Annotated in this window: 31 protein-coding genes; 12 read left to right on the top strand and 19 right to left on the bottom strand. The window is 64.0% G+C overall.

Going from position 1 to position 25,565, the window contains the following annotated elements:
- Positions 1-16: 16 nt before the first annotated feature.
- Positions 17-625 (bottom strand): TetR/AcrR family transcriptional regulator, encoded by a 609-nt coding sequence (locus LB525_RS11415; RefSeq protein ID WP_224544685.1) that lies wholly within the window; start codon positions 623-625, stop codon positions 17-19.
- Between the two features lie 114 nt (positions 626-739).
- Here LB525_RS11415 and LB525_RS11410 point away from each other — a divergent pair, with 114 nt between their 5' ends.
- The 3 genes from LB525_RS11410 to LB525_RS11400 are packed head-to-tail and all read left to right on the top strand — an operon-like array spanning position 740 to position 2,628.
- Positions 740-1,750 (top strand): zinc-dependent alcohol dehydrogenase family protein, encoded by a 1,011-nt coding sequence (locus LB525_RS11410; protein ID WP_224544684.1) that lies wholly within the window; start codon positions 740-742, stop codon positions 1,748-1,750.
- A gap of 37 nt (positions 1,751-1,787) precedes the next feature.
- On the top strand, positions 1,788-2,222 hold the full coding sequence (locus LB525_RS11405) for an OsmC family protein (RefSeq protein WP_224544683.1): 435 nt from the start codon (positions 1,788-1,790) through the stop codon (positions 2,220-2,222).
- A 19-nt stretch (positions 2,223-2,241) separates the two neighbouring features.
- The gene (locus LB525_RS11400; protein WP_224544682.1) at positions 2,242-2,628 is read left to right on the top strand and encodes a nuclear transport factor 2 family protein; all 387 of its coding nucleotides are present in this window, start codon (positions 2,242-2,244) and stop codon (positions 2,626-2,628) included.
- On the opposite strand, the gene LB525_RS11395 is transcribed toward LB525_RS11400, so the two are convergent.
- The 10 genes from LB525_RS11395 to LB525_RS11350 form a co-directional block, all read right to left on the bottom strand.
- Positions 2,625-3,023 carry a RidA family protein gene (locus LB525_RS11395; RefSeq protein ID WP_224544681.1) on the bottom strand — a complete coding sequence of 133 codons (399 nt, stop codon included), beginning with the start codon at positions 3,021-3,023 and terminating at the stop codon, positions 2,625-2,627. The genes LB525_RS11400 and LB525_RS11395 overlap by 4 nt on opposite strands.
- Before the next feature lie 119 nt (positions 3,024-3,142).
- Positions 3,143-3,754: a LysE family translocator gene (locus tag LB525_RS11390; RefSeq protein ID WP_224544680.1), complete on the bottom strand. Its 612-nt coding sequence runs from the start codon at positions 3,752-3,754 to the stop codon at positions 3,143-3,145.
- Between the two features lie 101 nt (positions 3,755-3,855).
- Positions 3,856-4,194 (bottom strand): YkgJ family cysteine cluster protein, encoded by a 339-nt coding sequence (locus LB525_RS11385; RefSeq protein ID WP_095768507.1) that lies wholly within the window; start codon positions 4,192-4,194, stop codon positions 3,856-3,858.
- 44 nt (positions 4,195-4,238) lie between these two features.
- Positions 4,239-4,397 (bottom strand): hypothetical protein, encoded by a 159-nt coding sequence (locus LB525_RS11380; protein WP_095768447.1) that lies wholly within the window; start codon positions 4,395-4,397, stop codon positions 4,239-4,241.
- A 1-nt stretch (position 4,398) separates the two neighbouring features.
- Positions 4,399-4,806, bottom strand: coding sequence for a hypothetical protein (locus LB525_RS11375; protein WP_318012064.1), 408 nt, complete (start codon positions 4,804-4,806; stop codon positions 4,399-4,401).
- 369 nt (positions 4,807-5,175) lie between these two features.
- On the bottom strand, positions 5,176-5,931 hold the full coding sequence (locus LB525_RS11370) for an SDR family NAD(P)-dependent oxidoreductase (RefSeq protein ID WP_224544678.1): 756 nt from the start codon (positions 5,929-5,931) through the stop codon (positions 5,176-5,178).
- 105 nt (positions 5,932-6,036) lie between these two features.
- Positions 6,037-6,696, bottom strand: a complete 660-nt coding sequence (locus tag LB525_RS11365) for a glutathione S-transferase family protein (RefSeq protein ID WP_224544677.1) — start codon at positions 6,694-6,696, stop codon at positions 6,037-6,039.
- 18 nt (positions 6,697-6,714) lie between these two features.
- On the bottom strand, positions 6,715-7,029 hold the full coding sequence (locus LB525_RS11360) for a hypothetical protein (RefSeq protein WP_224531035.1): 315 nt from the start codon (positions 7,027-7,029) through the stop codon (positions 6,715-6,717).
- Between the two features lie 339 nt (positions 7,030-7,368).
- Complete coding sequence (locus LB525_RS11355) at positions 7,369-8,493, bottom strand: metallophosphoesterase (protein ID WP_224544676.1); 1,125 nt, start codon at positions 8,491-8,493, stop codon at positions 7,369-7,371.
- 49 nt (positions 8,494-8,542) lie between these two features.
- Positions 8,543-9,190 carry a TetR/AcrR family transcriptional regulator gene (locus LB525_RS11350; protein WP_224544675.1) on the bottom strand — a complete coding sequence of 216 codons (648 nt, stop codon included), beginning with the start codon at positions 9,188-9,190 and terminating at the stop codon, positions 8,543-8,545.
- 227 nt (positions 9,191-9,417) lie between these two features.
- On the opposite strand from LB525_RS11350, the gene LB525_RS11345 reads away from it, so the two are divergent.
- Positions 9,418-10,176, top strand: coding sequence for an NIPSNAP family protein (locus LB525_RS11345; protein WP_224544674.1), 759 nt, complete (start codon positions 9,418-9,420; stop codon positions 10,174-10,176).
- On the opposite strand, the gene LB525_RS11340 is transcribed toward LB525_RS11345, so the two are convergent.
- A complete protein-coding gene (locus LB525_RS11340; RefSeq protein WP_224544673.1) occupies positions 10,177-11,001 on the bottom strand; it encodes an alpha/beta fold hydrolase in 825 nt (274 codons plus the stop codon).
- 8 nt (positions 11,002-11,009) lie between these two features.
- A complete protein-coding gene (gene choX, locus LB525_RS11335; RefSeq protein ID WP_224544672.1) occupies positions 11,010-11,948 on the bottom strand; it encodes a choline ABC transporter substrate-binding protein in 939 nt (312 codons plus the stop codon).
- Positions 11,949-12,032: 84 nt separating this feature from the next.
- Between choX and betI the strand changes: the two genes are divergently transcribed.
- Entirely contained in the window at positions 12,033-12,683 is a 651-nt protein-coding gene (gene betI, locus LB525_RS11330; protein ID WP_224544671.1) for a choline-responsive transcriptional repressor BetI, read from the top strand.
- Positions 12,684-12,756: 73 nt separating this feature from the next.
- Here betI and LB525_RS11325 read toward each other — a convergent pair whose 3' ends face one another.
- Entirely contained in the window at positions 12,757-13,728 is a 972-nt protein-coding gene (locus tag LB525_RS11325) for a LysR family transcriptional regulator (RefSeq protein WP_224544670.1), read from the bottom strand.
- A gap of 102 nt (positions 13,729-13,830) precedes the next feature.
- Here LB525_RS11325 and LB525_RS11320 point away from each other — a divergent pair, with 102 nt between their 5' ends.
- The 5 genes from LB525_RS11320 to LB525_RS11300 all read left to right on the top strand — a co-directional run bounded on the left by LB525_RS11320 (position 13,831) and on the right by LB525_RS11300 (position 17,006).
- Entirely contained in the window at positions 13,831-13,992 is a 162-nt protein-coding gene (locus LB525_RS11320; RefSeq protein WP_224544805.1) for a hypothetical protein, read from the top strand.
- 7 nt (positions 13,993-13,999) lie between these two features.
- The gene (locus LB525_RS11315; RefSeq protein WP_318012399.1) at positions 14,000-14,308 is read left to right on the top strand and encodes a cupin domain-containing protein; all 309 of its coding nucleotides are present in this window, start codon (positions 14,000-14,002) and stop codon (positions 14,306-14,308) included.
- Between the two features lie 104 nt (positions 14,309-14,412).
- Positions 14,413-15,810, top strand: a complete 1,398-nt coding sequence (fumC, locus tag LB525_RS11310) for a class II fumarate hydratase (protein ID WP_224544669.1) — start codon at positions 14,413-14,415, stop codon at positions 15,808-15,810.
- 210 nt (positions 15,811-16,020) lie between these two features.
- The gene (locus LB525_RS11305) at positions 16,021-16,443 is read left to right on the top strand and encodes a DoxX family protein (protein ID WP_140840770.1); all 423 of its coding nucleotides are present in this window, start codon (positions 16,021-16,023) and stop codon (positions 16,441-16,443) included.
- A 140-nt stretch (positions 16,444-16,583) separates the two neighbouring features.
- The gene (locus tag LB525_RS11300; protein ID WP_224544668.1) at positions 16,584-17,006 is read left to right on the top strand and encodes a DoxX family protein; all 423 of its coding nucleotides are present in this window, start codon (positions 16,584-16,586) and stop codon (positions 17,004-17,006) included.
- Positions 17,007-17,030: 24 nt separating this feature from the next.
- Here LB525_RS11300 and ppx read toward each other — a convergent pair whose 3' ends face one another.
- Both ppx and LB525_RS11290 read right to left on the bottom strand, forming a co-directional pair.
- Positions 17,031-18,566 carry an exopolyphosphatase gene (gene ppx, locus LB525_RS11295; RefSeq protein WP_224544667.1) on the bottom strand — a complete coding sequence of 512 codons (1,536 nt, stop codon included), beginning with the start codon at positions 18,564-18,566 and terminating at the stop codon, positions 17,031-17,033.
- A complete protein-coding gene (locus LB525_RS11290; RefSeq protein ID WP_095768434.1) occupies positions 18,563-20,758 on the bottom strand; it encodes an RNA degradosome polyphosphate kinase in 2,196 nt (731 codons plus the stop codon). The genes ppx and LB525_RS11290 overlap by 4 nt, the downstream gene beginning before the upstream one ends.
- A gap of 252 nt (positions 20,759-21,010) precedes the next feature.
- Here LB525_RS11290 and LB525_RS11285 point away from each other — a divergent pair, with 252 nt between their 5' ends.
- Both LB525_RS11285 and LB525_RS11280 read left to right on the top strand, forming a co-directional pair.
- A complete protein-coding gene (locus LB525_RS11285) occupies positions 21,011-21,256 on the top strand; it encodes a zinc-finger domain-containing protein (protein ID WP_027169907.1) in 246 nt (81 codons plus the stop codon).
- 29 nt (positions 21,257-21,285) lie between these two features.
- Complete coding sequence (locus tag LB525_RS11280; RefSeq protein WP_224544666.1) at positions 21,286-22,518, top strand: FAD-dependent monooxygenase; 1,233 nt, start codon at positions 21,286-21,288, stop codon at positions 22,516-22,518.
- A 226-nt stretch (positions 22,519-22,744) separates the two neighbouring features.
- Here LB525_RS11280 and LB525_RS11275 read toward each other — a convergent pair whose 3' ends face one another.
- The 3 genes from LB525_RS11275 to LB525_RS11265 form a co-directional block, all read right to left on the bottom strand.
- Positions 22,745-23,413: a TIGR02117 family protein gene (locus LB525_RS11275; protein ID WP_224544665.1), complete on the bottom strand. Its 669-nt coding sequence runs from the start codon at positions 23,411-23,413 to the stop codon at positions 22,745-22,747.
- Positions 23,414-23,585: 172 nt separating this feature from the next.
- A complete protein-coding gene (locus LB525_RS11270) occupies positions 23,586-24,335 on the bottom strand; it encodes an amino acid ABC transporter ATP-binding protein (protein WP_036259985.1) in 750 nt (249 codons plus the stop codon).
- A gap of 68 nt (positions 24,336-24,403) precedes the next feature.
- Positions 24,404-25,561: an amino acid ABC transporter permease gene (locus tag LB525_RS11265; RefSeq protein WP_224544664.1), complete on the bottom strand. Its 1,158-nt coding sequence runs from the start codon at positions 25,559-25,561 to the stop codon at positions 24,404-24,406.
- Between the last annotated feature and the right edge of the window lie 4 nt (positions 25,562-25,565).

Below are 25,565 nucleotides of genomic sequence, written 5' to 3'. Positions count from 1 at the left end.
GATCAAATCCGATTCCTCAGGCGGCACTCTCCGCCTGCCGTGCTGCCTTTCCGGCAAGCACCGCCTGCTCGACCAGCGCAGCGACCTCGTCGGCAACCGCCTGGACCGGGGTACGGTCGCGGGTGGCACGGGCGATCACCATCAGGCCTTCGAGCGAGGATTCGACCAGCAACGCCAGAGCCTGCGCGCGCCGCTCCGGCACCCCTGCCCGCATGAAAGCCTGGCGCAGCAGCCCGATCCACTGCTCGAAGGCTGAGCGGCAGATTTCAACCAGGTCCGGAACGTCGTTCGGCGCGTCGAGCACCACCGGCGCCACCGGGCAGCCGAGCGAGAATTCGTTCTCCTCCAGCATGCGGGCGACCGACTGGTAGATGTGGTGGACTGCAACGGCGGGATCGCTTTCCTCCAACAGCGCCGCGCCCAGCCGCTCTGTCACATCGGCGACGCTGGCGCGCGTCACCTCGATGACCAGCTGGTCCTTGCCGCCAGGGAAATGAAAATAGAGCGAGCCGCGGGGTGCCGCGCTGGCGCTCAGAATGTCGTTCAGCGACGTGCCGTGATAGCCGCGCTGCCGGATGAGCAGCGCCGTCGCCTCGATCATGCGGGTGCGTGTGTCAGTCGCCACGTCGACCTCTCAAAATGTCAACCTTTGTCAGGAGCGCGCATTATAGGACTTGCCCTGAATATGACAATCGGTCTACATAATATGTAAATCGGTCTACATATACTGGAGGCAAAAATGCGGACATACCGGCTTGAGGAATTCGGCGACATCGAGAGGCTGGTCATGCGCAAGGAAGCGCTGCCCAAGCCGGGTGCAAACCAGATCCTGGTACGAGTGCGCGCCGCCTCGCTCAACCGCCGCGACACGATGATCCTCAACGGCACCTATCCTCTGGCACCCCGCGCGGGCATCGTGCCGCTGAGCGACGGTGCCGGCGAAGTCGCGGCCGCCGGCGACGGCGTCACTCGCTTTGTCGTCGGCGACCGCGTCACCGGCAGCTATTTCGCGCGCTGGATCGACGGCCGCATCCATCCGGGCATGATCGACCAGCTCGGCTGCACGCTGGACGGCATGCTGAGCGAATATGCGCTGCTTGACGAGCAATGGGCGGTGCGACTGCCGGACCATCTTTCCTGGCAGGAGGCTGCGACCTTCACCTGCGCCGGGCTGACCGCCTGGAGCGCGCTGACGCACGCCGAGATTCCGAAGCCGGGTCAATGGGTTCTCACCATTGGCTCAGGTGGTGTTGCGCTGTTTGCCTTGCAGTTCGCCAAGCTCATGGGCTGCCGTGTGGCCGCTGTCACCTCGCGGGCGGAGAAGACCGACAGGCTGCGGGCGCTCGGCGCCGACCTCGTCGTCGCGGCAGCCGAGACACCGGAATGGGGCATGAAGCTGCGCGAGGCGACCGGCGGCATCGACCTGGTCGTCGAAACCGGCGGCCCGGCGACTTTTGCGCAATCGCTGATCGCCAGCACGCTTCACGGGCGCATCGTGCTGCTCACCGTGCAGGACCGCAACGGCAAGTCGATCGAAATTCCGGGCGCCGTCTATCAGCGCAGCCTGGTTACCATCGCCCGTCTCTTTGTCGGCAGCCGCAACGGGCTCGAGACGATGCTTGCCGCGGTCGCCACGCACCGGCTGAGACCGATCATCGACAAGGTCTTCCCCTTCGCCGAGGCGCGCGAGGCTTACCGCCATTTCCAGCTGGGCGACGTCTTCGGCAAGGTCGTCATCGACGGCGCGTGACCATCATGCTTTCCCGCAAACAGAAAGGAGATCAGCCATGACAATCCGCGAAGCCTCGGCCCAATGGCAAGGAACGCTCAAGGAAGGATCCGGCCGGCTGCGGCTGGGCAGCGGCGTTTTCGAAGGCGCCTATTCCTTCCCGTCGCGCTTCGAGAACGGCCCGGGCACCAATCCAGAGGAATTGATCGCGGCCGCCCATGCCGGCTGCTTCTCGATGGCGCTCACCACCATGCTCGGCGCCGAAGGCCATACGGCCGAGAGCATCGGCACCATCGCCAAGGTGCATCTCGGCGCGACCACGGCCGGGCCGACGATCACCCGCATCGAGCTCGAAACTCAGGCGCGCATCGCCGGCATATCGGCCGAGGATTTCGAGCGGCTGGCGCAAAAGGCCAAGGCGGCCTGTCTCGTCTCGCGCGCGCTGGCGGGCGTCGCCACCATCACGCTCAAGGCGAGCCTCGTAGTTCAATGAAACGACAGGAGAAGATCAAATGACCCATGAACACATCATCGACATCGCCGCGGCCAAACGCTCCGCCGAGACGGCGGAAATCATGCGGCGCTACAACGACGTCTTCCAGCGCCACGACCCTTCGGCACTGGACGAACTGGTGGCGCAGGACTGCGTGATCGAGAACACCACGCCGGCGCCCGACGGCGCCCGCCGCACCGGCAAGGCGGCCTGCGTCGAATTGTGGTCGGCGATCGCGACCGGACCCGGTACCCGCTTCGACATCGAAGAGACGTTCGTCGCCGGCGACCGCGCCACGATCCGCTGGCGCTTCTGGATGGCCGACGGCAGGTCGCTGCGCGGCGTCAACCTGATGCGTGTCGCCGATGGGCAAATCGTCGAGGCGATGGGCTATGTGAAAGGCTAGGCGTCGACCACCGCAACCGCATCGACCTCGATCAGATATCCAGGCGACAGGCTGGCCACTCCCAACACGACGTTGGCCGGCTTGTGGTCCCCGAACAGAGCCACGCGGGCGGCATCGATGATCGGGTAATGGTCATCGAGCCGGTAGTCGACGACGTAGATCATGATCTTCGCCACGTCGTTGGGACGGGCGCCTGCGGCGGCAATAGCCCGACCGAGATTGGCGAACACCTGGCGCGTTTGAGCCGTGAAATCACCTTCGCCGACAAGCTTGCCGTTTAAGTCTTCAGGTTCCTGGCCGGCGATAAATATCAGCCTGGTGCCCTTCGCCACGACGACTTGGCTGTATGTGTCAGGCTTGGGCAGATCGTGGGGATTGATGCATTCAAGTGTCACTGCGACCGCCTTTCTTACTCGGATTTCCGGCCTTACTCGGATTTCTGGATCTCTCGAGCCTCATCAGCCCAAAGCTCCCCCGAGGCGGCATGGGCTACGTAGAGGGCTGGCGCCAAAGGCTACCGATCGGCAAGCGCCAGCTTCGCGCCGAGCATGACGAACGCGGCGGCAAAGCTGCGGCGCATCCATGTCAGCACCTTCGGCCGCGACACGATGTGGCTGCGCACCGATGCCGCGAAGACGCCGTAGATGGCGAAGACGATGAACGTCATCAGCATGAAGACGCCGGAGAGCTCCAGCATCTTGGACAGCGCGTGCGGCTCGGTGGTGCTGACGAATTGCGGCAGGAAGGCAAAGAAGAAGATCGACAGTTTCGGGTTCAGGATGTTGATCAGGATGCCCGAGGTGATCGTTCTGGCGGTCGAGCGCGGCGCGGCGTCCTCGTCGATGCTGAGGCCGCCTTTTTCCTTCAATGTGTTCCAGGCCATGTAGAGCAGATAGGCGACACCGAGATATTTCAGCGTCTCGAAGGCGATGGCGCTTGTGTGCAGCACTGCAGCGAGGCCGGTGATGGCGGCCGCCATATGTGGGATGATGCCAAGCGTGCAGGCGAAGGCCGCGATAATGGAGGCGCGCGCGCCGCGCGAGAGGCCGGCGCCAAGCGTGTAAATGACGCCGGTGCCGGGCGAAGCCACGATGATCAACGACGTCAACAGGAATTCAATGCTCATGGATTTCCTCCGCTGCCCTGCCCGGCCGGAAGGTACCGGGAGGCGTGTAACAGGGCAAGCGGGGCGCTTTTCCTCGCCCCCGCGATGCGGGGGCAAGGAAACTAGCTGACCGCCAGCCCATGCGCCGCCCTCGCCATCAGGCAGTCGCCGCCGCCGGGCATGCAGGCCCGGCAGACGTCGGGGCGCAGCTCGTAGATGCCGCAGGCCGTGTGCTTGCCCACCTCGCCGGTGAGCGCCGAGCATCGGCCGCCCTCGCAACGCATGCCGGACTGGTCGGCCGCTACCAGCTCGGCCGGGATACGGTCGAGCTGTTCATCTTCCTCGGTCGAAAAACGCGGCCAGTCTGCCGAGTAGGAGCAGCAGGCGCCGCAGCTCTGACAGTCGAAGACGGCGACCGCGCCGCCATCCTCGTCGACAGACACAGAGGACTGACCGAGCAGGCCGAGCGGCCCGGCTGTGCGACCGCCGTCCTGCGGCAAGGGCGCTACTTCTTCCTGGTCTTGCGCGCCGGCGCTTCGGCCGGCGACTTGAACAGATCAGTCGCAACCTCTGCGGGCGCATCCGGCTTTGCCGCCGGCTTGGCTGGCTTGGCCGCGGCGGGCGGAGCTGCCGGCTGGTCCTTGGCGGAGAATTTTATGGCCATGTCAGTCCTCGTCAGAAAAGCGCGATGATGGCGCATTCGGATTGCGCAAGCGGCCGATCAGCGCCGAGACCGCCGTGATGTTCATTTCCTCGGGCGACCAGTTCCTGGCGTCCTCGATGTGGTGCGGCGCCAGCTCACGATGCGTGCTGCCGCTGTAGGCGGCATCCTGATAGCTGGTGCGTTGATGGGTCCTGGCGTCTTCCCGCACATACTCAATCAGATAGTTCGGGGCTTCGGCGCGGCCGCGCACGCCAACGCGCACCTGGGCATCGCCATGCGCGCGCTTGCAGCGTTCGAGCCTTTCCAGCACTCGGCGAACATATTCGATCGGCTTGTCAAGGGTGTCGATCATATCGGCGATGGTCGCATCGGCGGCGATCGGCGTTGATGGCACGCGTTTGGCGGCCATCAGCGTGTGCCTGCCGGTTTCGGCAAAGCCTGCCCACATGATTCATTCGAGCTGGCGGTCAAAATCTTCTCCTGCCCGCAGGTTGATGCCGAAATGGCAGAGCGTCTTTCGGCCATGACCACGCACAAAGCAACATTGGCGTCGGATTAAATTGCGGACGTCCGCATCCCTAGCCTTGCAGCATCCTTATCACATCGTGGCGGACGTTGGGGCTATCCGCAAAAAGGGCAAAAAATTCGTCGGCTGCGGAACCAATGTCGTGGCGGGCCGTTTTCACTCAAGCCGTCAGCAATTCACGAGCAATCGAGAACGGTTGACGGCAAAAGCGCCTCCCGCGCCGTAACAAGCGCGAGAGGCGTTTTCTGTTGTTCACCGCTCCTGATCGGTCGGACGGATAAGTATCTCGTTGACATTGACCCTTGGCGGCTGGCTGACAGCATAGAAAATCGCGTTCGCAATGTCTTCAGCGGTCAGCGCTTCCATTGTGGCGAGACGGTGTTCGAGTCCGGCCTTGGATTGCACGTTGGTGATATGATCGCCGAGTTCGGTACGCACAAGGCCCGGCTCGACGACGGTGACGCGCACCTTGTCGGCATAGACCTCGCGGCGCAGCGATTCCGAAAAAGCCACCACCCCGAACTTTGTCGCCGCATAGCCGCTGGCGCCGGGATTTGCGACCCGGCCGGCGACCGAGGAGACGTTGACGATGTGACCCTTTGAAGCCTTCAGGTGCGGCAGCGCCACCTTGGTGGTCGCCATCAGGCCGATAAGGTTGAGCTCGATCATCTGGCGCCAGTCGTCTAGATCGGCTTCGGCCGCAGGAGCAAGCAGCATGACGCCGGCATTGTTGACGAGGATATCGAGCCGCCCCCATTCGGATACGACCTTGCCGACCATCGCGGTGATGTCGCCGGGCTTGGCGATGTCGGCTTCAATTGCGAGCGCGACGCCATCGGCCTGTTCGATGCGCGCAACCAATGCTTCGAGGCGATCGGCACGACGGGCGGCGACCACGACTTTCGCGCCGGCCGCGGCAAGGACCACGGCGGTGGCCTCGCCGATGCCGGACGAAGCGCCGGTGACGAGCGCGACCTTGCCCGTGAGTGGTGAATTTGCGGTTGTCATGAGAAATCTCCAGGAGCCCGGCCCGCCCCTTCACATAGGCCGCGCCGCCGGGGCTTGAAGACCCCATCAGAGCAGTCGACGCAATTTGCCGAGCCGATCCCGGGCTCAATCCTGTTCGTGCGGGCCGGGCTCCGGCCAGGGCTCCCTGGCGGCTTCCGCATACCAGTGCCGCATCGCGGGCGTCGCCAAGACCGCGTCGACATAGGCGCGGGTGACGGGCGCCAGTTCGCCGCCATAGGTGTCGAAGCGCGTCACCACCGGCGCATACATGGCATCGGCCGCGGTGAAATGGCCGAACAGGAACGGCCCGCCCTCGCCATATTGCTCGCGGCACTGGCGCCAGATCGCTTCGATCCTCGCCCGCTGCGCCTCCCCCTCGGCATCGAGCGGCTTATGGGATTTCGGCCGGCGCAGGTTCATCGGCCAGCCGTAGCGGACCTCGCGGAAGCCCGAATGCATTTCCGTCGCCACCGAGCGCGCCAGTTGACGGGCGCCGAGATCGGTGGGCCAGAGCCTTTTTTCCGGATAGAGATCGGCCAGATATTCAAGGATGGCAAGCGTTTCCCAGACAATCCTTCCATTGTGATTCAAGACCGGCACGAGGCCGGTCGGCGACACCTTGGCGAGGTTTGCCGCCGTCTCGGGCGTGCGCAGCCGCACGAAGCCTTCCTCAAAAGGGATATCCAGGTGCTTCATCGCCACCCATGGCCGCAGCGACCATGAGGAAAAGCACTTGTTGCCGATATAGAGGGTGAACTCCGCCAAGACCGTCTCCTGATGATGTCAATTCGCTGCGGCCGTCATGATCGCCGCCGGCCTGACGCCGGCGCGGGCCTGGATCGCAGCGACCGCTGCCTTTATGTCGGGGTTGACCTCGATCGCCTTGCGGCCGGCCTCGATCGCGAGATCTACCTGGTCGATCGGCAGCCGCAGCCTGGTCGGGATCTCGTTGAGCTTCGTCTGCACCGCCGGATCGACATCGGCGACGGGAATGTAGGTGGGCGACGGGTGGCCGACTTCTGTGCTCAGCACGTTGATCGGCCCGACATCGTCGGCGACGGCCACCAGAACTGCGACAAAGGCCACACGAAGACGCAAACTCGTTTCCCCCAGGACTGCCCTCTCCGCAGCCGCGGCAGACCCTAACCGGATTGCGTTATCCGATGCAACCGCACCGAGAGAGAGATCGCCGCGGCCTGGAACCCAAACGGATCCGGCACGTTGTCAGACCCGGATGCGGTTCTCGTGTCCAGTTTCCCTTCCAGACCCAGGAGATGCGCGCATGGTGAACAGGGATCAGGTCGCCGGTATCGCCAAGCGACAAAATCGCCGGCAAGGTGCAGAAGGCTTATGGCGACGACGGAGGTTCGCGAAGCATTCTGAGGCCGTCTTGTCTTGATGGCGAGATAGGCAAGAGGCCGTCGCGAGGCGGCCTTTTCATGTCTGGAATTGTTTGGCGAAAGCGTTGGTGAAGACGATCTCGCCATGGTCACCGGCCGCCTCGCCCAACACCACATCCATGTTGCCGGCAGTGACCCTGGCCAGCGCGAAGCCGCCCATATAGGCCGCCTTCGGCTTGATGATCTCGAGCCCGTCACGCTGGTAGATCATCGGCACTTCGTGCTGGTGGCCGTGGAAGACGGCAATTACATTGTAGCCCTTGATCGCGGTCACCAGGGCCTGGCGGTCGGCCTCGCCCCACCAATGCGGGCGGCCGGAGCCATCGTCATCATAGGTGCGTTTCACCGGATCCCAGCGCTCCGTAGAGAAAGTGTCCCAGCCATAATGCTGGAACAGGACGACCGGCCGGCCGTCGCCGGCATAAGTGGCGAGGTCCTGCTTCAGCCAAGGCAGGCTGCTTGGCGCGCCATGGCCGGTATCGCCGGCGAAGCGGTGCATCTGGACGAGATGCAGGCCGCCCCAGTCCCAGGAATAGCAGTCGGTATCGACGTCGTATTCGGTAGCGGGGACCGGCGGCTTGAAGAACACGCCGGGCCGATGGTTGACCTCGACATAATCGCGCAATTCGCGGCGATACCAATCGACGTGCGGCGGCGAGCCGTTCTGGTCGAGATCGTGATTGCCGAGCCCGACATAGACCGGGATGTGGATCCGGTCCGGCCCGACACCTTCCTGATAGCGCTTGGAGAACTGCAGAAGCTGCGTGCCTTCGCTAGGCTCGGTGACCTGGCCGCCGCCATCGTCGGTGATATCGCCGCCGGTGACGAGGCCGAGCGGCGTGCCGATGCGGGTGCCGGCCGAATGCAGGCCAGTGGCAACGCCGTCGATCTCGGTCGGCCACTTTTTGTCGGCAATCGCGTTCAAGGCCGCGACGTTGCGCAGAAGTGCTGCATCGGTCTTGCCTTCCTGCAGGCAGTTGGGACTGAGCCCGTTCGCCATGCGGCAGGCATGAATATCGGCGATGAAGAGGAAAGTGGCGTCGATCGGCTGGATGCGCCTGCCGGTCTGGCCGAAGGCGACGCGAGGCAGCGCGCCGGCAGCAGCGAGACCTCCGGCGATGAAGACGCGGCGCGAAACGGTTGCTGGCGAAGAGCGATTCATCGTCACCCGATTAAACAACCTCGGACCGCCTCCCTCTGTCCTGACGCATTTATCGCAACAGCACCCTGCGGCGTCGTCTCGTTGCCAATCCGCCCGAAGACGGATGCACGCTTTCCAGCCCCCTCAAACACTCGCGCAACACCCCGGCATCCTGCGATGTCTTGGCCATCGACATGGCGCCGGAATAAGCAGCCACCGCAAGCGCGGCGAAGCGGTCGGGATCGGTCCCACCCTCCCCGCCGTCCTGCTGGTCGGCTCGGATCTTGTCGGCGATCGCCCTCCGCCAGCCGGCGAAAATCTTGGCAAGCGCAAGGCGAAACTCGTCGTCGGCCAGCGACAGTTCATGCGCCAGATTGTTGAGCGGGCAGCCGCGGACATAGCCCTGTCGCTCTAGCTCCGCAGCCACCGCCTCGAACACGGCCCGCACGCCTTCGCGGGCCGATGACGCCGCCAGCATCGGGTCGATCCAGGTCTCCTGGACCGCCGCCGCCACTCGTTCCTCGATTACTGCGAGCGCCAGCGCCTTCTTGGTCGGGAAATGGTGGTGCAGCGCGCCGCCGGTGACGCCGGCCACCGCGATCAGATCGCCAAGGCTCGAGGCGTGATAGCCGCGCGCCTGGAAGGCGCCTTCCGCCACGTCGAGGACGCGCCGGCGCATGCCTTCCGGATCGTTGGTGCGCTTTTTGCCTATCGCCATCTCCGCCTTCTCCCCTTGTGGGAGAAGGTGTCGCCGAAGGCGACGGATGAGGGGTGCTCCAGCTTGGCAATGACGGCGATCCGTCACCCACCCCTCATCCGTCTCGGCGCTGCGCGCCGATCCACCCTCTCCCACAAGGGGAGAAGGGAAGAAGATAGCAGATTGACAAAACAGGACAACCGGTCTGTTTATAAACAGGACGATCACCCTGTTTTGAGATTCTGGCCATGAACCGACCTTCCCGCCTTGTTTCGCCCGTCGTCGAGCTTCGGCAATACACGCTGAAGCCCGGACAGCGCGAAACGCTGATCGCGCTGTTCGAGCGGGAGCTCGTCGAAACGCAGGAAGTGACGGGCATGACCGTCATCGGCCAGTTCCGCGATCTCGATCGCCCCGACATGTTCGTCTGGCTGCGCGGTTTTGAGAACATGGAAACGAGAAAGGACGCGCTGAGCGCCTTCTATGGCGGCCCGGTCTGGGCAGCGCATCGCGATGTCGCCAATGCGACGATGATCGATTCCGACGACGTGTTGCTGCTCAAACCGGCTTGGCGGGGCGCCGGGTTCGACCTGTCAGGGTTGCTGCGGCCGACAGCCACCGAGGCTGAAACCATGAGCAATGGGAGCCGGTTGGCCGGCTTTGTTGAGATTTCGATTCACCATTTGCGGCCAGGTGCCGAGGCCGGCTTTGCCGAACGCTTTCAGGCTGAGGCGGTTCCGCTGCTTGCGGCAAACGGCGCCCGGCTGCGTGGCGCCTTCGTCAGCGAGCGTTCCGAAAACACATTTCCTCGGCTACCCGTGCGGGCCGGCGAAAATGTCTTCATCGCCATTACCGGTTTCGACGATGGCGATGCCCACGCGGGCCATCAGGCCGCTCTCGCCGCTTCGCCGGAATGGCAAGTTGTTCGCGAAACCCTGCAAGCTGTTTCGACGAAGCCGACCGAGACGTTGCGCCTGACGCCCACGGCCCGGTCGCTGTTGCGATAGTCACGCTGCCGACAACATGCCGGCTATTGCCTCGGCGACAAAGGCCGGATCTTCCCAATGCGGGTTGTGGCCGCAATCCTGTGCCCACACCAGGCGCGATCCGGCCAGCGCCCCTGCCATCGCCCGCTGATGCGCTTCGCCAAAAAGCGGATCGCGCCCGCCTGCGATGATCAGCGTCGGGGCCTGCACGGCGCGCGCCGCGGCGGTCAGATCGGTGCCACGGACTTCTTCGAGAACGGCGCGCCAGCGCGCCGCGGGGATCGCGGACGCATCTTGCGCGAGACCGGCGAGAAAAGCCCGCGGCACGCCCGGCCGGCAGGCATGCCACCAATCATAGAAGGGATCGACCGGCGAGATCGGGTCGCGCAAGGCCGCCACGCCGTCGATCAGCTGGTGATCCGATCCGAAATCGGGCTTCAGCGTGCTGGCCAGGATCACCATCCCACCGATCAGTTCCGGATATTGCGCGGCCAGCGCGATCGACACCATGCCGCCCAGCGAATGTCCGACGACGACCGGCCGGTCGAGCCGCAAGCGCCGGATCAGCCCGGCAATGTCCTCAGCGAAATCGACGACACTGCACCCCTCGCCCGCATTCGAGGCGCCGTGGCCACGCAGATCGGGCATGATCAGCCGGCGCCCGGAAAGATGCGGCGTCAGTAGAGAAAAACTGCGGCTGGTGTCGGTGAAGCCGTGAATCAGCAGCAGCGGCGGCTCCGCACCGGCGATCTCGACATAGGCCAGGTCGAGGCCGCCGACATCGACAACCCGCTTGCCGCCGGACCATGCGGCCTGCTCGATGCCCTGCTCCCCAGGCTCCGACAACGCCGGCCTCACAGTCCGAGCTTTTCCTTGACCGCGGCAAGGCCGGGCTTGCCGTCAAAGGTGGTGACGCCGGCGAGCCACGCATCGAGCCGATCCTTGTGCAGGGTGATCGACTTCAGCGCCCCATCCTCCGGCTTCATGCCGTCGTTGATGAGATAGCCCATACCGACATTTTCCATGTCGATGTCGAAGGCAAGGTTCTTCAGGAACTGCGCGACGTTGGGACATTCCTGCAGGAAACCCTTGCGCACCTGGGTGGTCACGGTGGCGGCGCCGAAATTCGGGCCGAAGAACTTGTCGCCGCCGGTCAGGTACTTGAAGTCGTACATCGTGTTCATCGGGTGCGGCGCCCAACCCTGGAAGACGATGAACTGCTTCTCCTTGATCTCGTAGCCGACCTCCGAAAGCATGCCGGCTTCGCTCGACTCCACCACCTGCCAGCCATCCAGACCATATTGCGGATCGGCAATGGCATCCATCATGAGCTGATTGGATCCGGGCTCGATGCCGTACATCTTCTTGCCGAACTTGTCGGCGAATTTGTGCAGGTCCGACAGGTCCTTGACGCCGGCGTCCCAGACATAAGTCGGCACGGCGAAGGTGTATTTGGCGCCGACCAGGTTGACGCGCACATTCTCGATCGAACCGTCCTTCTTGTAGGGCTCGTAGTAGGTGACCATCGCAGGATCCCAGTAGCCGAGGAACAGGTCGAGGTCTTTGTTCTTCATGCCCTCATAGATGACGTTGATGCCAAGCACCTCGCTTTGCGGCTCGTAGCCGAGCGCCTGGAGCAGCACCTTGGCCACACCCGTGGTGAAGGCGAGATCGTTCCAGCCGGGTTCGGCCATGCGAACCGCTTTGCAGCCTTCGGCTTCGGCGGCGCCGGCCGCCTGGGAAGCCGCCATTAGCGCCGCGACACAGACGCCTCTCGCAAGCATGCGCAACATTCCGGTTCTCCTCTTTCAATCCTTTTTTGACCTTGCGGTCATTTTATTGTCCCATTGGTCAATCATTGATCTGAGCGGACGAAAATGTCAACGTGGATTCGTCATGCATGGATCGGTCCGGTGAAACTCACGCGTCTCAGCGACATACGCCGCAAGGAACTGCGGCAGGCGGCCTTCGCAGTGCTGGAGTGCGAAGGCATCGCCGGCGCGACGCTGGAAAAGGTCGCGGCCCAGGCCGGCGCCTCGAAGGGCATCGTGCTGCATTATTTCCGCAACAAGCAGGAGCTTTTCGAGCACGCCATGCGCGAGGCGAACGCCGTGCTCTGTCACGCCGTCGTCGCCCGGCTTCAGCGGGCGCGAACGCCGATGGAACGGCTGGACGCCGTGATCGAAGGCAATTTCGAGGAGCATTTGTTCCTGCCGCCGCTTTGCCACGCATGGCTGTCGCTCTGCGCCGAGGTGCCGCGCGACGAGAAGCTGGCGCGCATCCAGAAAGTCATCCACGCGCGCATGCGCTCGAACCTCTTGTCCGGCCTGCGCGGCCTCGCTTCGCCGGAACTGGCCGACGAGATCGTGCTTGGCGTCACCGCTTTGATCGACGGGCTGTGGCTCAGGCTCGGCCTGCAGCCGGGCAGCGTCACGCGCGAACAGGCCGTGCGCCAGGTCAAGGATTTCGTCGCGGGCCGGCTGGGCCTGCGCCAGCCCGCCCCGGTCGGGTTAGCCTCAGCCGGATAAGGTTCATACCGGCGATCGCTCCCGCGCTTGACCGTCCGCGTTGCTCAGCGCTGCACTCCCGCTCCAACGGCAGCTATACCCCCGGGAGAGCACTTGCGGTGCCGTCCCGGTCCTTGAAGCCGAGCGTTCCCACCTCATCGAGTATCTGCTCGCGGATCCAGCGATGCGGTGGCTCATCATCGCGGCGGGCGTGCCAGTACATTCTCACCGCCGGCGACGGTATCGGGATCGGCGCCCGATAGATGCCGATCGGCAAGGATTTTGCCGCCGCTACAGCGAACTGCGCTGGAACCGCGGCCAGATAAGGCCCGTTCGCCACGGCCAGCGCGACGGCCTGGAAGTGCGGCAAAGCAAGCATGACGCGTCGCGCCCGGCCCATCCTGCCCAGGGCATCGTCGGTGAAGCCCGACATTGATCCATCGATGGAGCGCAGCGCATGCGGCAGCGCGCAGAACAGGTCGAGTGGCACCTCTTCGCCCTCGGCGATGCCGGCCTGGCCGAGCGCCGCATTGTCCTTCGCCGCGACAATGGCGAAGGGCGAGCCGAACAGCGCCACGCTTGAGACCCACTCCGCGACCTCCAGCGGGCGCTCCAGCGCAAGGTCGATCCGATCGTCCTGCAACAGCTTCGAGACGTCGCCGATGGCGCTGTCGAGGAAACGGAACGATACGCCGGGCGCCACGGCCGCAATGCGCGCGGCGAAGGGCGGCATAAGAAGCATGGAGAAGAAATCCGCGCCCATGAAGGTGAAGGTCCGTTCCAGCCTTGCCGGATGGAAATCGGTCGCCGGCTGAAAGGCGCGCTCGATCTCGCGCAGCGCCGCACGCACCGGCTCCGCCAGGCTTTCGGCGCGAGGCGTCGGCACCATGTCGTTGCCGCGGCGCACGAAGAGCTGGTCGTTGAGCGCATGGCGCAGGCGGTTGAGCGCGGCGCTCACAGCCGGCTGGCTGAGGCCGATCTGCTCGCCGGCGCGCGTCACGCTCTTCTCGCGCAGCAGCGCGTCGAGCACCCTCACCAGATTGAGGTCGAGCGCGTTCAAACTCATCGCATCAATCCGCCCCATACGATCATTCGATTTCCATCACCGGCTCGTCCTTGCTTAGGTCGCCGTCGAAGCCGCTTTGTCGGCACTCAACAAGGGAGAGCAATGATGACAATGATCAACACGACGATCGCAGGCAAGGAACTCCTCTGGTTCAACAACACGCTCGTTGCCATCCAGCTTTCGTCGGCCGACGGCGAGGACGGCATCTGCATCATCGAGCACCGCCAGCGGCGATTCCGCGCCGCTGCACGTGCACCGCAATGAGGACGAGGTGTTTCATATCCTCGAAGGCCGGATACGTTTTGTCGTCGACGGCCGCGAGCGGCTTGCCGGCGCCGGCGAAACGGTGCTCGCTCCGAAAGGCCTGCCGCACACTTACAAGGTCGAGTCTCTCGAAGGCGCCCATACGCTCACCGTCACGCGCGGTTCGGATTTCGAGACGATGGTGCGCAAGGCTAGTCGCCCTGCGGAGCGAGCCGAACTGCCGCCGGCGGCAGCGCCGACGCCGGAGATGATTGAGGCGCTGACGAGACTGTGCGCCGAGAACGGCATCGACATTGTCGGGCCGCCGATGGGGTGAGCTTCCCTTCAACCGATTTGCATCTTTCCCGCCCGCAATCTCCGCTTGAAGCGGTTTGTGCAACGCGATACGCCGTTGCCCAAATCGACAGACGGAGACTTGCCGTGAGCGCTGAAAAGACCAGAACCGAAACCGATACGTTCGGCCCCATAGAGGTCGCGGCCGACCGCTATTGGGGCGCGCAGGCGCAGCGTTCTCTGGGCAATTTCAAGATCGGCTGGGAGAAGCAACCGGCTTCGATCGTGCGCGCGCTCGGCATCGTCAAGCGCGCCGCCGCCGAAGTGAACATGGAGATGAAACGGCTCGATCCGGCCATCGGCAAGGCGATCGTGGAAGCAGCTCAGGAAGTGATCGACGGCAAGCTTAACGATCATTTCCCGCTGGTGGTTTGGCAGACGGGCTCGGGCACGCAGTCCAACATGAATGCCAACGAGGTGATCTCCAACCGGGCGATCGAGATGCTCGGCGGCGTCATGGGCTCGAAGAAGCCGGTGCATCCGAACGACCACGTCAATATGAGCCAGTCGTCCAACGACACCTATCCGACGGCCATGCATATCGCCTGCGCCGAGCGGGTCGCGCATCACCTGATCCCTGCCCTGCACCATTTGCACAAGGCGCTCGACGCCAAGGCCCGCGCCTTCAACCACATCATCAAGATCGGCCGCACGCACACGCAGGACGCCACGCCGCTGACGCTCGGCCAGGAATTTTCCGGCTATGCCGCGCAGGTCGCCTCGTCGATCAAGCGCATCGAGCTGACGCTGCCCGGCCTGCAGGAACTGGCCCAAGGCGGCACCGCCGTCGGCACGGGCCTCAACGCGCCGGTCGGCTTCGCGGAAAAGGTGGCGGACCGCATCGCCGCCATCACCGGCATCGCCTTCGTCACCGCGCCGAACAAGTTCGAGGCGCTGGCGGCGCACGATTCCATGGTGTTCTCGCATGGTGCGATCAACGCGGCGGCCGCGGCGCTGTTCAAAATCGCCAACGACATCCGCCTGCTCGGCTCTGGCCCGCGGTCGGGTCTCGGCGAGCTCTCGCTGCCGGAAAACGAGCCGGGCTCCTCGATCATGCCGGGCAAGGTCAACCCGACCCAGTGCGAGGCGCTGACGCAGGTCTGCGTGCAGGTGTTCGGCAACAATGCTGCACTTGCCTTCGCCGGCAGCCAGGGCCATTTCGAGCTCAACGTCTACAACCCGCTGATGGCTTACAACTTCCTGCAGTCGGTGCAGCTGCTGGCCGATGCTTCCGTCTCCTTCACCGACAATTGCGTGGTCGGCATCGAGGCGCGCGAGGACAACATCAAGGCCGCGCTCGAACGCTCGCTGATGCTGGTGACGGCGCTGGCCCCCACCATCGGCTACGACAACGCCGCCAAGATCGCCAAGACCGCGCACAAGAACGGCACGACCTTGCGCGAGGAGGCCTTGGCCACCGGGCTGGTCAGCGAAGCCGATTACGATCGGCTGGTGCGGCCAGAGGACATGACGCATCCGGGCTGACGATTGCATCTCTTCTTAGGAAGAAGCGGACGAGCCATTTTGCAGTGGGAGAATTTGCTCTCACTGCCGATTCTCGCGACATGAATTTCGCGCCCGCCGGGTAATCTAAGAATGAAGATTCTGTGAACAATGTGTCGCCACATAGGCGGCTTCTGGTGAACAGTCTCTATCGTTTATCTGACGGGCCATTCAACCGTTCGGAGAACCGCCATGTCCATCAACTCTTCCGTCGCCGGCAACGGCGCAACATCCACCAGCTCCACGACAATCCTGTTGGGTCGCGTCCTGCTTGCCGTCATCTTCCTGCTTTCCGGCTTCGGCAAGCTCACAGCGATTTCCGGCACCGCCGGCTATTTCGGCGCTCTCGGCCTGCCGGTGCCGACCGTAACGGCCGTCGTTGTTGGGCTGATCGAGCTGCTTGGCGGCCTTGCCATTCTCGTCGGCTTCCAGACCCGGATCGCTGCCTGGGTGCTCGCCATCTTCACGATCGCCACTGGGCTAGTCGCTCACACCGGCTGGGCCGACCAGATGCAGATGATCCAGTTCCTCAAGAACCTCGCCATCACCGGCGGCTTCATCCTGCTCGCCTCCTCCGGCGCTGGCGCCTATTCGATCGACGCCAAGCGCGGCTGATCTTTTTCCTCCCATACTGAAGCAATCCTCCCAAACTGAAACGAAAGCGGTGCGGAATTTTCCGCATCGCTTTTTCGTTTTCCGGTTGTAGGCGTAGACTGCGCCGGCAGCCGGCCTGATGCCGGCAAGGGAGATGACCAATGCCCCGCAACGCATTGCTTCTCGTCTCGCGGCTCCTGCTCGCCGCGTTGTTCGTGCCCTCCGGTTTCCAGGCGCTCACCAACATCGCCGGCACGACCAGCTATTTCGCAGGCCTCGGCCTGCCGCTTCCGACTCTTGCAGCCTGGGGCACCGGCCTGTTCGAGCTGATCGCCGGATTGCTGATCCTGGTCGGCTTCCAGACGCGGATCGTGGCGCTGCTGCTTGCCGCCTTCTCGATCGCCGCCGGCTTCATCGGTCACTACGGCCAGGGCGCCGACGATGCGACCCTCGCCTTCCTGCACCAGCAGATGCTGATGAAGGACATCGCCGTTGCCGGCGGCTTCCTGGCGCTCGCCATGGCTGGCGCCGGCGCATGGTCGGCTGACGGGCGCGGTTTCGGCCTCGGTGCCGAAGTGACCTGAGCCGGCCCTATTTCACTGACATGCCTATTTCACCGACACACTTGGTCCGCCCTCGACCGCCAGCACCAGGCGCCGGTTGGTGATGCGCGCGAGCTGTGCCAGCCGGCCGGCAGGACGCTCGCCATAGAGGTCGGCGAGCGAGGACGGCAGTACCAGCGCCAGCGCACCGTTGCCGCGGCTCTCCCATTTCAGCCTCGGCATGACGCCCGGCATTGCCGCTGTGAGGAGATAGACCACACGCATCATCGCCGCCAGCACGCGGGCGCGTTCCAGAAGGCGCGGCGGCGCCAACGCCTTGATCTCCGGCGCGATGCCGTCGTTGAAGATGCCGTCATGGCGATAGGCGTTGGCCAGGGCCAGATAGGCGCGGCCGGGATGATCGACGCCGATGAAGGAGGCATGCGCGATGATATTGAGCGACTGCCTGCCGCGATATTCCGGATGCGCGCGCCAGCCGATATCGGCGAGCAGGCAGGCGGCATGGCGGTAGCGTGCCTCGTCTTCCGTCTCGTCAATGCCGAAGGCCTTGAACGCCTTGCCGGTCCATTCGACCAGGTCGTGCGCGTGATGCACCGAGCGCGAGCGCAATAGCGCCAGTTCCTCGGCGGCCGAGATCAGCGGGTCGGCCTTCTGCTCGGCGGCGTCGAGCAGCGAGTAGAGGAAACCCTCGCGCACGCCCTGCGCCGAGACGACGATCTTCGACGGCTGCATGGCCGACATGATCTCCTGCAGCACGACGGCGCCGTAGGGTAAGAGCGAGCGGCGGTTCTTGGAAACGCCCTCGATGCCCCTCACCTTCTCGACCTCGCTGCGGGCGACCTGCTTGAGGAAAGTCTGCGCGCTGTCGGCCGATATCTCGTAGTGATGCATGACGCCGAGCGGGTAGTTGTTCATCTCCATGTGCAGCCGGGCAAGGTTTCGCCAAGTGCCGCCGACTGCGTAGAAAACCCTGCCCTGCCCGCCCTTGAGCAGCTTCGCCCGCGCCAGTTCCTGGCGCGCGATCTTTTGGGCCTGCACGAGCGAGTTCCTGGCCATGTCCTGCAGGCGCAGGCCGCCGAGCGGCAACGTGATGCCGTCGCCCATCGCTTCGCCATTGATGTCGATCAGCTCAAGGCTGCCGCCGCCAAGATCGCCGGCGATGCCGTTGGCCGGATGGAAACCGGATATGACGCCGAGCGCCGAATAATAGGCCTCCTGACGGCCGGTGAGCACGCGGATCTCGGTCTTCAGCACGTCCTCGGCTCGGTGGATGAAATCGGGGCCGTTGCCCGCCTCGCGCGCGGCGGCTGTCGCCAGCACATAGATGTGCTCGGCACCCGCCTGGTCCGAGAGCGCGCGGAACCGGCGGAATTCCTCCATCGAGCGCGTCACCGCCTCGGGATCGAGCTTGCCCGTCGAAACGATGCCGCGGCCGAGGCCGGCCAGCATCTTCTCGTTGAACAGAAGCGTGGGCGAGCGCGCCAGCCCCTCATAGACGACAAGGCGAATCGAGTTCGATCCGATGTCGATGATCGACAGCGGCCGCCGGTCCTGAAGCCGGCCCTGGGAAACTGCAGTCACGCGGCGCTGTTCTTCTTGCGGCGCTTGAACTGGGCAATGCGCTTGGGCGCATGCGATTTCAGCGCGTCGCCCCGCCCGGAGAGGCTCGGATTGGTCATGAAATATTCCTGCGCGTTGAACGGCTCCTCGCCCTCCTCCAGCACAGCGCGCCGGGAGGTGCCGTCAGCCAATACGTCGAAACTTTGCTGGTTGTCCATGATGTTGCCCAGCATGATCTGGCCAAGCACCTGTTCATGCACAGTTGGATTGGTGATCGGCACCAGAGTCTCGACGCGACGGTCGAGATTGCGCGGCATCATGTCGGCCGACGAAATGTAGACGACCGCCTCGTCGGACGGCAGGCCGTGGCCGTTGCCGAAGCAGAAGATGCGGCTGTGCTCGAGAAAGCGGCCGACGATCGATTTCACCCTGATGTTCTCGGAAAGACCCGGCACCTGCGGCCGCAGACAACAGATGCCGCGCACGACGAGGTCGACCTCGACGCCGGCGCGGCTGGCGTCGTAAAGCGCGTCGATGACGGTCGGATCGACCAGCGCGTTCATCTTCATCCAGATGCGGGCCGGCCGGCCGTCGCGGGCATGAACGATCTCGTCCAAGATGTGTTTCAGGATGCGCTTGCGCAGCGTGAAGGGCGATACGGCAAGGCGCATCTCCTCGGCGGGCTCGGCATAGCCGGTGATGAAATTGAAGAGTTGCGCGACATCGCGCGCGATCGTCGGGTCGGTGGTGAAGAAGGACAGGTCGGTGTAGATACGGGCGGTAACCGGGTGGTAGTTGCCGGTGCCGAGATGCACGTAGTTGCGCAGCCGGCCATCCTCGCGGCGCACGATCAAAGACATCTTGGCGTGGGTCTTCAGCTCCAGGAAGCCGAACACGACCTGGACGCCTGCGCGCTCGAGGTCGCGCGCCCAGCGGATGTTGGCTTCCTCGTCGAAGCGCGCCTTGAGCTCGACAAGTGCCGTGACCGACTTGCCGGCCTCGGCGGCGTCGATCAGCGCGCGCACGATCGGGCTGTCGTTAGAGGTACGGTAGAGCGTCTGCTTGATCGCCACCACTTCCGGGTCGGCGGCGGCCTGGCGCAGGAACTGCACCACCACGTCGAAGGACTCGTAGGGGTGATGGACGACGATGTCCTTCTCGCGGATGGCGGCGAAGCAGTCGCCGCCATGCTCGCGGATGCGCTCGGGAAAGCGCGGATTGTAGGGGGTGAATTTGAGGTCGTCGCGCGGAATGGCGACAATCTCGGAGATCTGGTTGAGCGCCAGCGGGCCGGTGAGCACGCTGATTCGGCTCGACGACACGCCGAGCTCGCCGGCGACGAAGTCCCGCAACGCAGCCGGCATCAGCGTGTCGAATTCGATGCGGATCACCGAGCCGCGACGGCGCCGCTTCAGCGCCGTTTCGAACAGGCGCACCAGGTCTTCCGACTCTTCCTCGACCTCGATGTCGCTGTCGCGGATGATGCGGAACGTGCCGGAGCCTTTGACCTCGTAGCCGGGGAAAAGCTTGCCGATATAGATGCCGACCACTTCCTCCAGCGGAATGAAGCGGACATGGTTCTTGCGGTCGGGCAGGCGGATGAAACGCCTGAGCGCCACCGGCAGGCGCAGCAGCGCGCTCATCTCCTCGCCATTCTTGCGATGGCGCAATTGCAGGGCGATGGAAAAGCCGAGATTGGGGATGAACGGAAACGGATGCGCCGGGTCGATCGACAGCGGCGTCAGCACCGGGAAAACCTGTTCCTGGAAATGTTCCTCCAGCCAGGCCTTCTCATCCTTGGTCAGCGCGTCGCGGGTGATGCTCTCGATGCCTTCCTTGTTGAGCAGCGTCATCAGCGCCGAGAGGCTCTTCTGCTGGTCTTCCTGAAGGCGCTCGACCTCCCGCAGCAACTGCTCGAGCTGCTGTTCGGGCGTGCGGCCGTCCGGGCTCTTCAGCGCGATGCCCTCGCGGACCTGGCCGGCAAGGCCGGCGACGCGGACCATGAAGAACTCGTCGAGATTGGCGGCAGAAATCGACAGGAAGCGGACGCGTTCAAGCAGCGGATGATGCTCGTTCAGCGATTCCTCCAGCACGCGGCGGTTGAATTGCAGCCATGAGAATTCGCGGTTGACGAAACGATCGGGATTGCCGCCGTCGGGGCTTGCGGCCTCAACGGTGATGAACTCGCTCTGCACAGGCTTCAGTTCGTTCATGGTTTCCTGCTCTTGCCCGCAACCGTTCCCAGGAGGCGCCGCATACTGCCGTTAAACGACGCTCTAGCATGTCTTTATGACGCATGATCGTCACGGAATCGCTCCGGCACCGGCCCCATGCGCTTAACCGGCTCAACTTATCCTCTGCCAGCCTTTTGCGACAGTTTGATTTCATCGATCTTGCAAACTGGCCTGTTATGCTCCAGATGCAAACTGGTCACACCCACTGGCCGAACCCAATTGGAGACGACGATGGCAGGCGGCAGCATTCCCCATTTCCAGAACGACGCGGGCCATCCGGTCATCGAGATCGGCGTCAAGGAATTCATGTGCACCGGCGCCAACCCGCCCTTCGACCATCCGCATGTGTTCCTCGACATGGGCGACGACAATGAAAAGGTCTGCCCTTACTGCTCGACGCTCTACCGCTATTCACCGTCGCTGAAGGCGACGGAAACGCAGCCGGCCGGCTGCCTTTATGTCGACCAGGCCGCCTGACGCGGCAAATCATGAACGACTGCTAGATCATGACTGAAGCACGGTCCCGGCAAATCGTCATCGCCGGGGCTGGCATCGCCGGGCTGACGGCGGCGCTTGCCTTCGTCGAGCGCGGTTATCCGGTAAAACTGTTCGAGCAGGCAAAACAGCTGGAAGCGGCCGGTGCCGGCCTCCAGCTTTCCCCCAACGCGACCCGGATCCTGCGGCGGCTCAGCGTGCTCGATCGACTGCTGCCCAACGCGATCCGGCCGCGAGCGGTGGTGCTGAAGGACGCAAGGAGCCTGCGAGAGCTGGCGCGCGTGCCGCTTGGGGAAACCGCAGAAAAGCGCTGGGGGGCGCCCTATCTCGTGGCGCACCGCGCCGACCTGCAGGCGGCGCTGATGGCGGCGGTGGCGGAACGGCCCGGTATCGCGCTTGTCACCGGCGCTCGTGTTGCCGGCATCGCCGTCGACCCGCAAAGCGTGACCGCGACGGTCGAGGTCGACGGCAAGGCGACGAATATCGCGGGCGGTTTGCTGGTTGCAGCCGACGGCGTCTGGTCGTCGGTTCGCGCCAAGCTTGCCCGGACGGCCGGTTTTGCGGCAAGCCGCTTTTCGGGCGAACTCGCCTGGCGCGCGACGGTCCCGGCGGAAAGCGCCGCCGGCCAGGCTTTTATGCAAATCGGAGCCACCGACAGCGTCACCACTTTCCTGCATCCCGGCTTCCACATGGTCGCCTATCCGGTGAGCAAGGGCAGCGCCGTCAACCTTGCCGCCTTCACCAAGGGCGAGCGCATTGCCGAAGGCTGGTCCGGCCATGCCGACCCTGCCATTCTTTCGGCTGCCATGCGAGGCACGGCGGCAGCGCTGGCGGAGCTGGCGGCGCTTGCCGGGCCGTGGACAGCATTCCCCATCCACACGGTCGCGCAGCAGCGCTGGACCATGGCGGAGGGAGTAGCACTGATCGGTGACGCCGCGCACGCCATGACGCCGTTCGCGGCGCAAGGCGCGGCCATGGGGATCGAGGACGCCGCTATGCTCGCCAATCTCGTTGCCGACTTCCCCGGCGATCCAGCTCGAGGCCTTGCCATCTGGGAAAATCTCAGACGCCCGCGCGTCGAGAAGGTGTTGAAACGCGGCGCTCTCAATCGGCTGGCCTGGCACGCCTGGGGACCGGTGGCGATCACACGCAATCTGGTGCTGGTGGCGCGACCGGCGGAAAAGCTCGCGGCGGACCTGGACTGGCTCTATGGGTGGGAGGAGCGGGGGGTTGTGCGGCGGTAGCGTCTGCCACCAGATGGATAGGCCGGCGGGACAGCACCCCCTCTGCCCTGCCGGGCATCTCCCCGCAAGGGGGTAGATTGGCAGCTTGGGCGCTGGCTCCCGCCTTGCGACGTTGATGACTGGCGAAAGCAGCCACGACAGCTGATCTCCCCCCTTGCGGGGGAGATGGCCGGCAGGCCAGAGGGGGGTGTGACGGAACGCGGCGTTTGCAACTTCCCATCAACCCTTAATCATACAACCTCAGCGACCACCACAACGACACCGGTAGCGGATTCCACCATCCTGTTCGTAGGCCAGCCGTGCGCAGCCCCGCCGCAGTCCAGGTGTTGCAGCCGACCAGCGCGTTGAAATGACCGTCGGCTTCGTAGAACCGGTCGTAGGTGGAATAGCCGGCGTCCTCGATGACCACGGGCTCGCCCGTCCGCTGCCGGAAGCTTGCCGCGATATAGTCGAGCAGCGCCGAGAAATGTTCCTCATCGATGTCAAAACCGGCGACATCCGGATGCGGCTCAAGAATAGCCCCCGTAGCATCGACATGCATCACCGAGGCGTCGAGCGTAAGCGCCTTCAGCACCGGCATGATCTTCAATTGCGACCAGGTCGGCGTCTCCAGATAGAAGGCGCGGCCGCCCCAGCCGAAGACGATGTAGCGCGCCTCCTGAGCCTCGATCGGCAGGCCGGTATCGGCGAGAAAGGCAAAGCGCCGGCGCACGCCGTCATCGAGGGGCACGGCGATGTCGGTGTGGATCGGGTTCTTCAACACCAATATGTGCCGCGTCCCCTCGCCTTCGGCCCGTGCCGCCGGCCAGAACGGACGCGGCACCAGCGTGCCGAGCGCGGCGGCAAGCACCGCCGCTCCCAACAGCATCACCATATATCGCAGGCCTCGTCTCATCGGGTGCGGTCGTTCCGTCTCGTCTGCGTCAACCCCAGGATAACCTGGACGATCAGGCTAGACGATTTCGCAGCGTCAACCAAAAATGAGCCGATCCTTGTCCGAGCGCCCGAATGCAAAAAAAGCCCGGCTGTTTCCAGCCGGGCTTCCGAAAATTTAGCGTCGCGCCCGCTCAGTGCAGGATCTGCGACAGGAAAAGCTTTGTGCGTTCATGGCGCGGATGGTCGAAGAATTCGGCCGGCGTGTTCTGCTCGACGATCTGGCCCTGATCCATGAAGATCACGCGGTTGGCGACTTTGCGGGCAAAGCCCATCTCGTGGGTGACGCAAAGCATGGTCATGCCCTCTTCCGCCAGCCCCACCATCGTCTCCAGCACTTCCTTGATCATTTCCGGGTCGAGCGCCGAGGTCGGCTCGTCGAACAGCATGATGCGCGGGTTCATGCACAGCGAGCGTGCGATCGCCACGCGCTGCTGCTGACCGCCGGAGAGCTGGCCCGGATATTTGTTGGCCTGTTCCGGTATCTTGACGCGCGTAAGGAAATGCATGGCGATTTCCTCGGCCTGCTTCTTCGGCATCTTGCGCACCCAGATCGGCGCCAGCGTGCAGTTCTCCAGGATGGTCAGATGCGGGAACAGGTTGAAATGCTGGAACACCATGCCGACCTCGCGGCGCACCTCGTCGATCTTCTTCAGATCGTTGGTGAGTTCCTTGCCGTCGACGATGATCTTGCCCTTCTGGTGCTCTTCCAGCCGGTTGATGCAGCGGATCATGGTCGACTTGCCGGAGCCGGACGGACCGCAGATGACGATGCGCTCGCCACGCATCACCTTGAGGTTGATGTCCTTCAGCACATGGAACTCGCCATACCATTTGTGCATGCCGACGATGTCGATGGCGACATCGGTGGTGGAGATGTGCATCTTGGCGGCGTTGACCTTGATTTCTTCCGCGCTGACGGCGTTTTCGGTGGCCATAACCTGTTCCCTTTTTATCGTTTATAGCCGGTGTCGAGCCGGCGTTCGGTGTACATTGAATAGCGCGACATGCCGAAGCAGAACAGCCAGAAAACGAAGGCGGCAAAGATCAGCCCGGACCTCGCGGTCTGCGGGGTCGCCCAGTTTGCATCGGCGAAATTCTGCTTCACCACGCCGAGCAGGTCGAACATCGAGATGATCAGCACCAGGCTGGTGTCCTTGAACATTCCGATGAAGGTGTTGACGATGCCCGGAATGACCAGCTTCAGCGCCTGCGGCAGCACGATCAGGCTCATCTTCTGCCAGTAGCCGAGGCCGAGCGAATCGGCGCCCTCATACTGGCCCTTCGGGATCGCCTGCAAGCCGCCGCGAATCACTTCGGCCATATAGGCGGCGGCAAACAGCGACACACCGATTAACGCACGCAGATACTTGTCGAAAGTAACGCCCGCGGGCAGGAACAGCGGCAGCATGACGCTGGCGAAGAATAGCACCGTGATCAGCGGAATGCCGCGCACCGTCTCGATGAAGACGATACAAAGCCATTTGATGATCGGCATCTTCGAACGGCGCCCGAGCGCCAGCACGATGCCCAAAGGCAGCGACACCGCAATGCCGACGAAGGAGAGGCTGAGCGTCACGAGGAGCCCGCCCCAGCGCGAGGTCTCGACAACCGGCAGGCCGAACACGCCGCCAAGCAGCAGGAAGAAGGCGACGATCGGCAGCGCTACGAACAACAGCACCGCATTCAATCCCTTGCGCGGCACGCGCGGGATCAGCATCGGCACCAACAGCGCCACGAACAGGATGGCGACCAGGATCGGCCGCCAGCGCTCCTCGATCGGATAGGTGCCGAACATGAACTGGCCGAACTTGGCGTTGACGAAAGCCCAGCAGGCACCGGTCCAGCCGTCGGGCTGGATGCCGCCTTGCGTGACGGTGGTGCAGACGGTGCGATCCGGCCCGGTCCACTGGGCATTGAGGAAGGCCCAGCTGATGACCTGCGGCAGGATCCAAAGCACGATGGCGATGCCGAGGATTGTGAGGACGGTGTCGCCGACCGAACCGACCAGGTTCTTGCGCACCCAGGCATAGGCGCCGCGTTCGGTAGGCGGGGCCGGCTGGGCAAGCGCCATCTCGGTGCGCACCCAGGACATGTCATGTTCCTGCATGGCC

The sequence above is a fragment of the Mesorhizobium sp. CA16 genome (genome assembly GCF_020165175.1).
Lineage (GTDB): Bacteria > Pseudomonadota > Alphaproteobacteria > Rhizobiales > Rhizobiaceae > Mesorhizobium.
Note: the sequence above shows the minus strand (reverse complement) of the source record. Positions and strands in the feature narration are given on the sequence as shown.

Coding starts and splice junctions, on each gene's coding strand:
- LB525_RS11410 (WP_224544684.1), top strand. CDS start 740: ATGCGGACATACCGGCTTGAGGAATTCGGCGACATCGAGAGGCTGGTC.
- LB525_RS11405 (WP_224544683.1), top strand. CDS start 1,788: ATGACAATCCGCGAAGCCTCGGCCCAATGGCAAGGAACGCTCAAGGAA.
- LB525_RS11400 (WP_224544682.1), top strand. CDS start 2,242: ATGACCCATGAACACATCATCGACATCGCCGCGGCCAAACGCTCCGCC.
- LB525_RS11390 (WP_224544680.1), bottom strand. CDS start 3,754: ATGAGCATTGAATTCCTGTTGACGTCGTTGATCATCGTGGCTTCGCCC.
- LB525_RS11380 (WP_095768447.1), bottom strand. CDS start 4,397: ATGGCCATAAAATTCTCCGCCAAGGACCAGCCGGCAGCTCCGCCCGCC.
- LB525_RS11375 (WP_318012064.1), bottom strand. CDS start 4,806: ATGGCCGCCAAACGCGTGCCATCAACGCCGATCGCCGCCGATGCGACC.
- LB525_RS11370 (WP_224544678.1), bottom strand. CDS start 5,931: ATGACAACCGCAAATTCACCACTCACGGGCAAGGTCGCGCTCGTCACC.
- LB525_RS11355 (WP_224544676.1), bottom strand. CDS start 8,493: ATGAATCGCTCTTCGCCAGCAACCGTTTCGCGCCGCGTCTTCATCGCC.
- LB525_RS11350 (WP_224544675.1), bottom strand. CDS start 9,190: ATGGCGATAGGCAAAAAGCGCACCAACGATCCGGAAGGCATGCGCCGG.
- LB525_RS11345 (WP_224544674.1), top strand. CDS start 9,418: ATGAACCGACCTTCCCGCCTTGTTTCGCCCGTCGTCGAGCTTCGGCAA.
- choX (WP_224544672.1), bottom strand. CDS start 11,948: ATGTTGCGCATGCTTGCGAGAGGCGTCTGTGTCGCGGCGCTAATGGCG.
- betI (WP_224544671.1), top strand. CDS start 12,033: ATGTCAACGTGGATTCGTCATGCATGGATCGGTCCGGTGAAACTCACG.
- LB525_RS11325 (WP_224544670.1), bottom strand. CDS start 13,728: ATGAGTTTGAACGCGCTCGACCTCAATCTGGTGAGGGTGCTCGACGCG.
- LB525_RS11320 (WP_224544805.1), top strand. CDS start 13,831: ATGATGACAATGATCAACACGACGATCGCAGGCAAGGAACTCCTCTGG.
- LB525_RS11305 (WP_140840770.1), top strand. CDS start 16,021: ATGTCCATCAACTCTTCCGTCGCCGGCAACGGCGCAACATCCACCAGC.
- LB525_RS11300 (WP_224544668.1), top strand. CDS start 16,584: ATGCCCCGCAACGCATTGCTTCTCGTCTCGCGGCTCCTGCTCGCCGCG.
- LB525_RS11290 (WP_095768434.1), bottom strand. CDS start 20,758: ATGAACGAACTGAAGCCTGTGCAGAGCGAGTTCATCACCGTTGAGGCC.
- LB525_RS11285 (WP_027169907.1), top strand. CDS start 21,011: ATGGCAGGCGGCAGCATTCCCCATTTCCAGAACGACGCGGGCCATCCG.
- LB525_RS11280 (WP_224544666.1), top strand. CDS start 21,286: ATGACTGAAGCACGGTCCCGGCAAATCGTCATCGCCGGGGCTGGCATC.
- LB525_RS11275 (WP_224544665.1), bottom strand. CDS start 23,413: ATGAGACGAGGCCTGCGATATATGGTGATGCTGTTGGGAGCGGCGGTG.
- LB525_RS11270 (WP_036259985.1), bottom strand. CDS start 24,335: ATGCACATCTCCACCACCGATGTCGCCATCGACATCGTCGGCATGCAC.
- LB525_RS11265 (WP_224544664.1), bottom strand. CDS start 25,561: ATGCAGGAACATGACATGTCCTGGGTGCGCACCGAGATGGCGCTTGCC.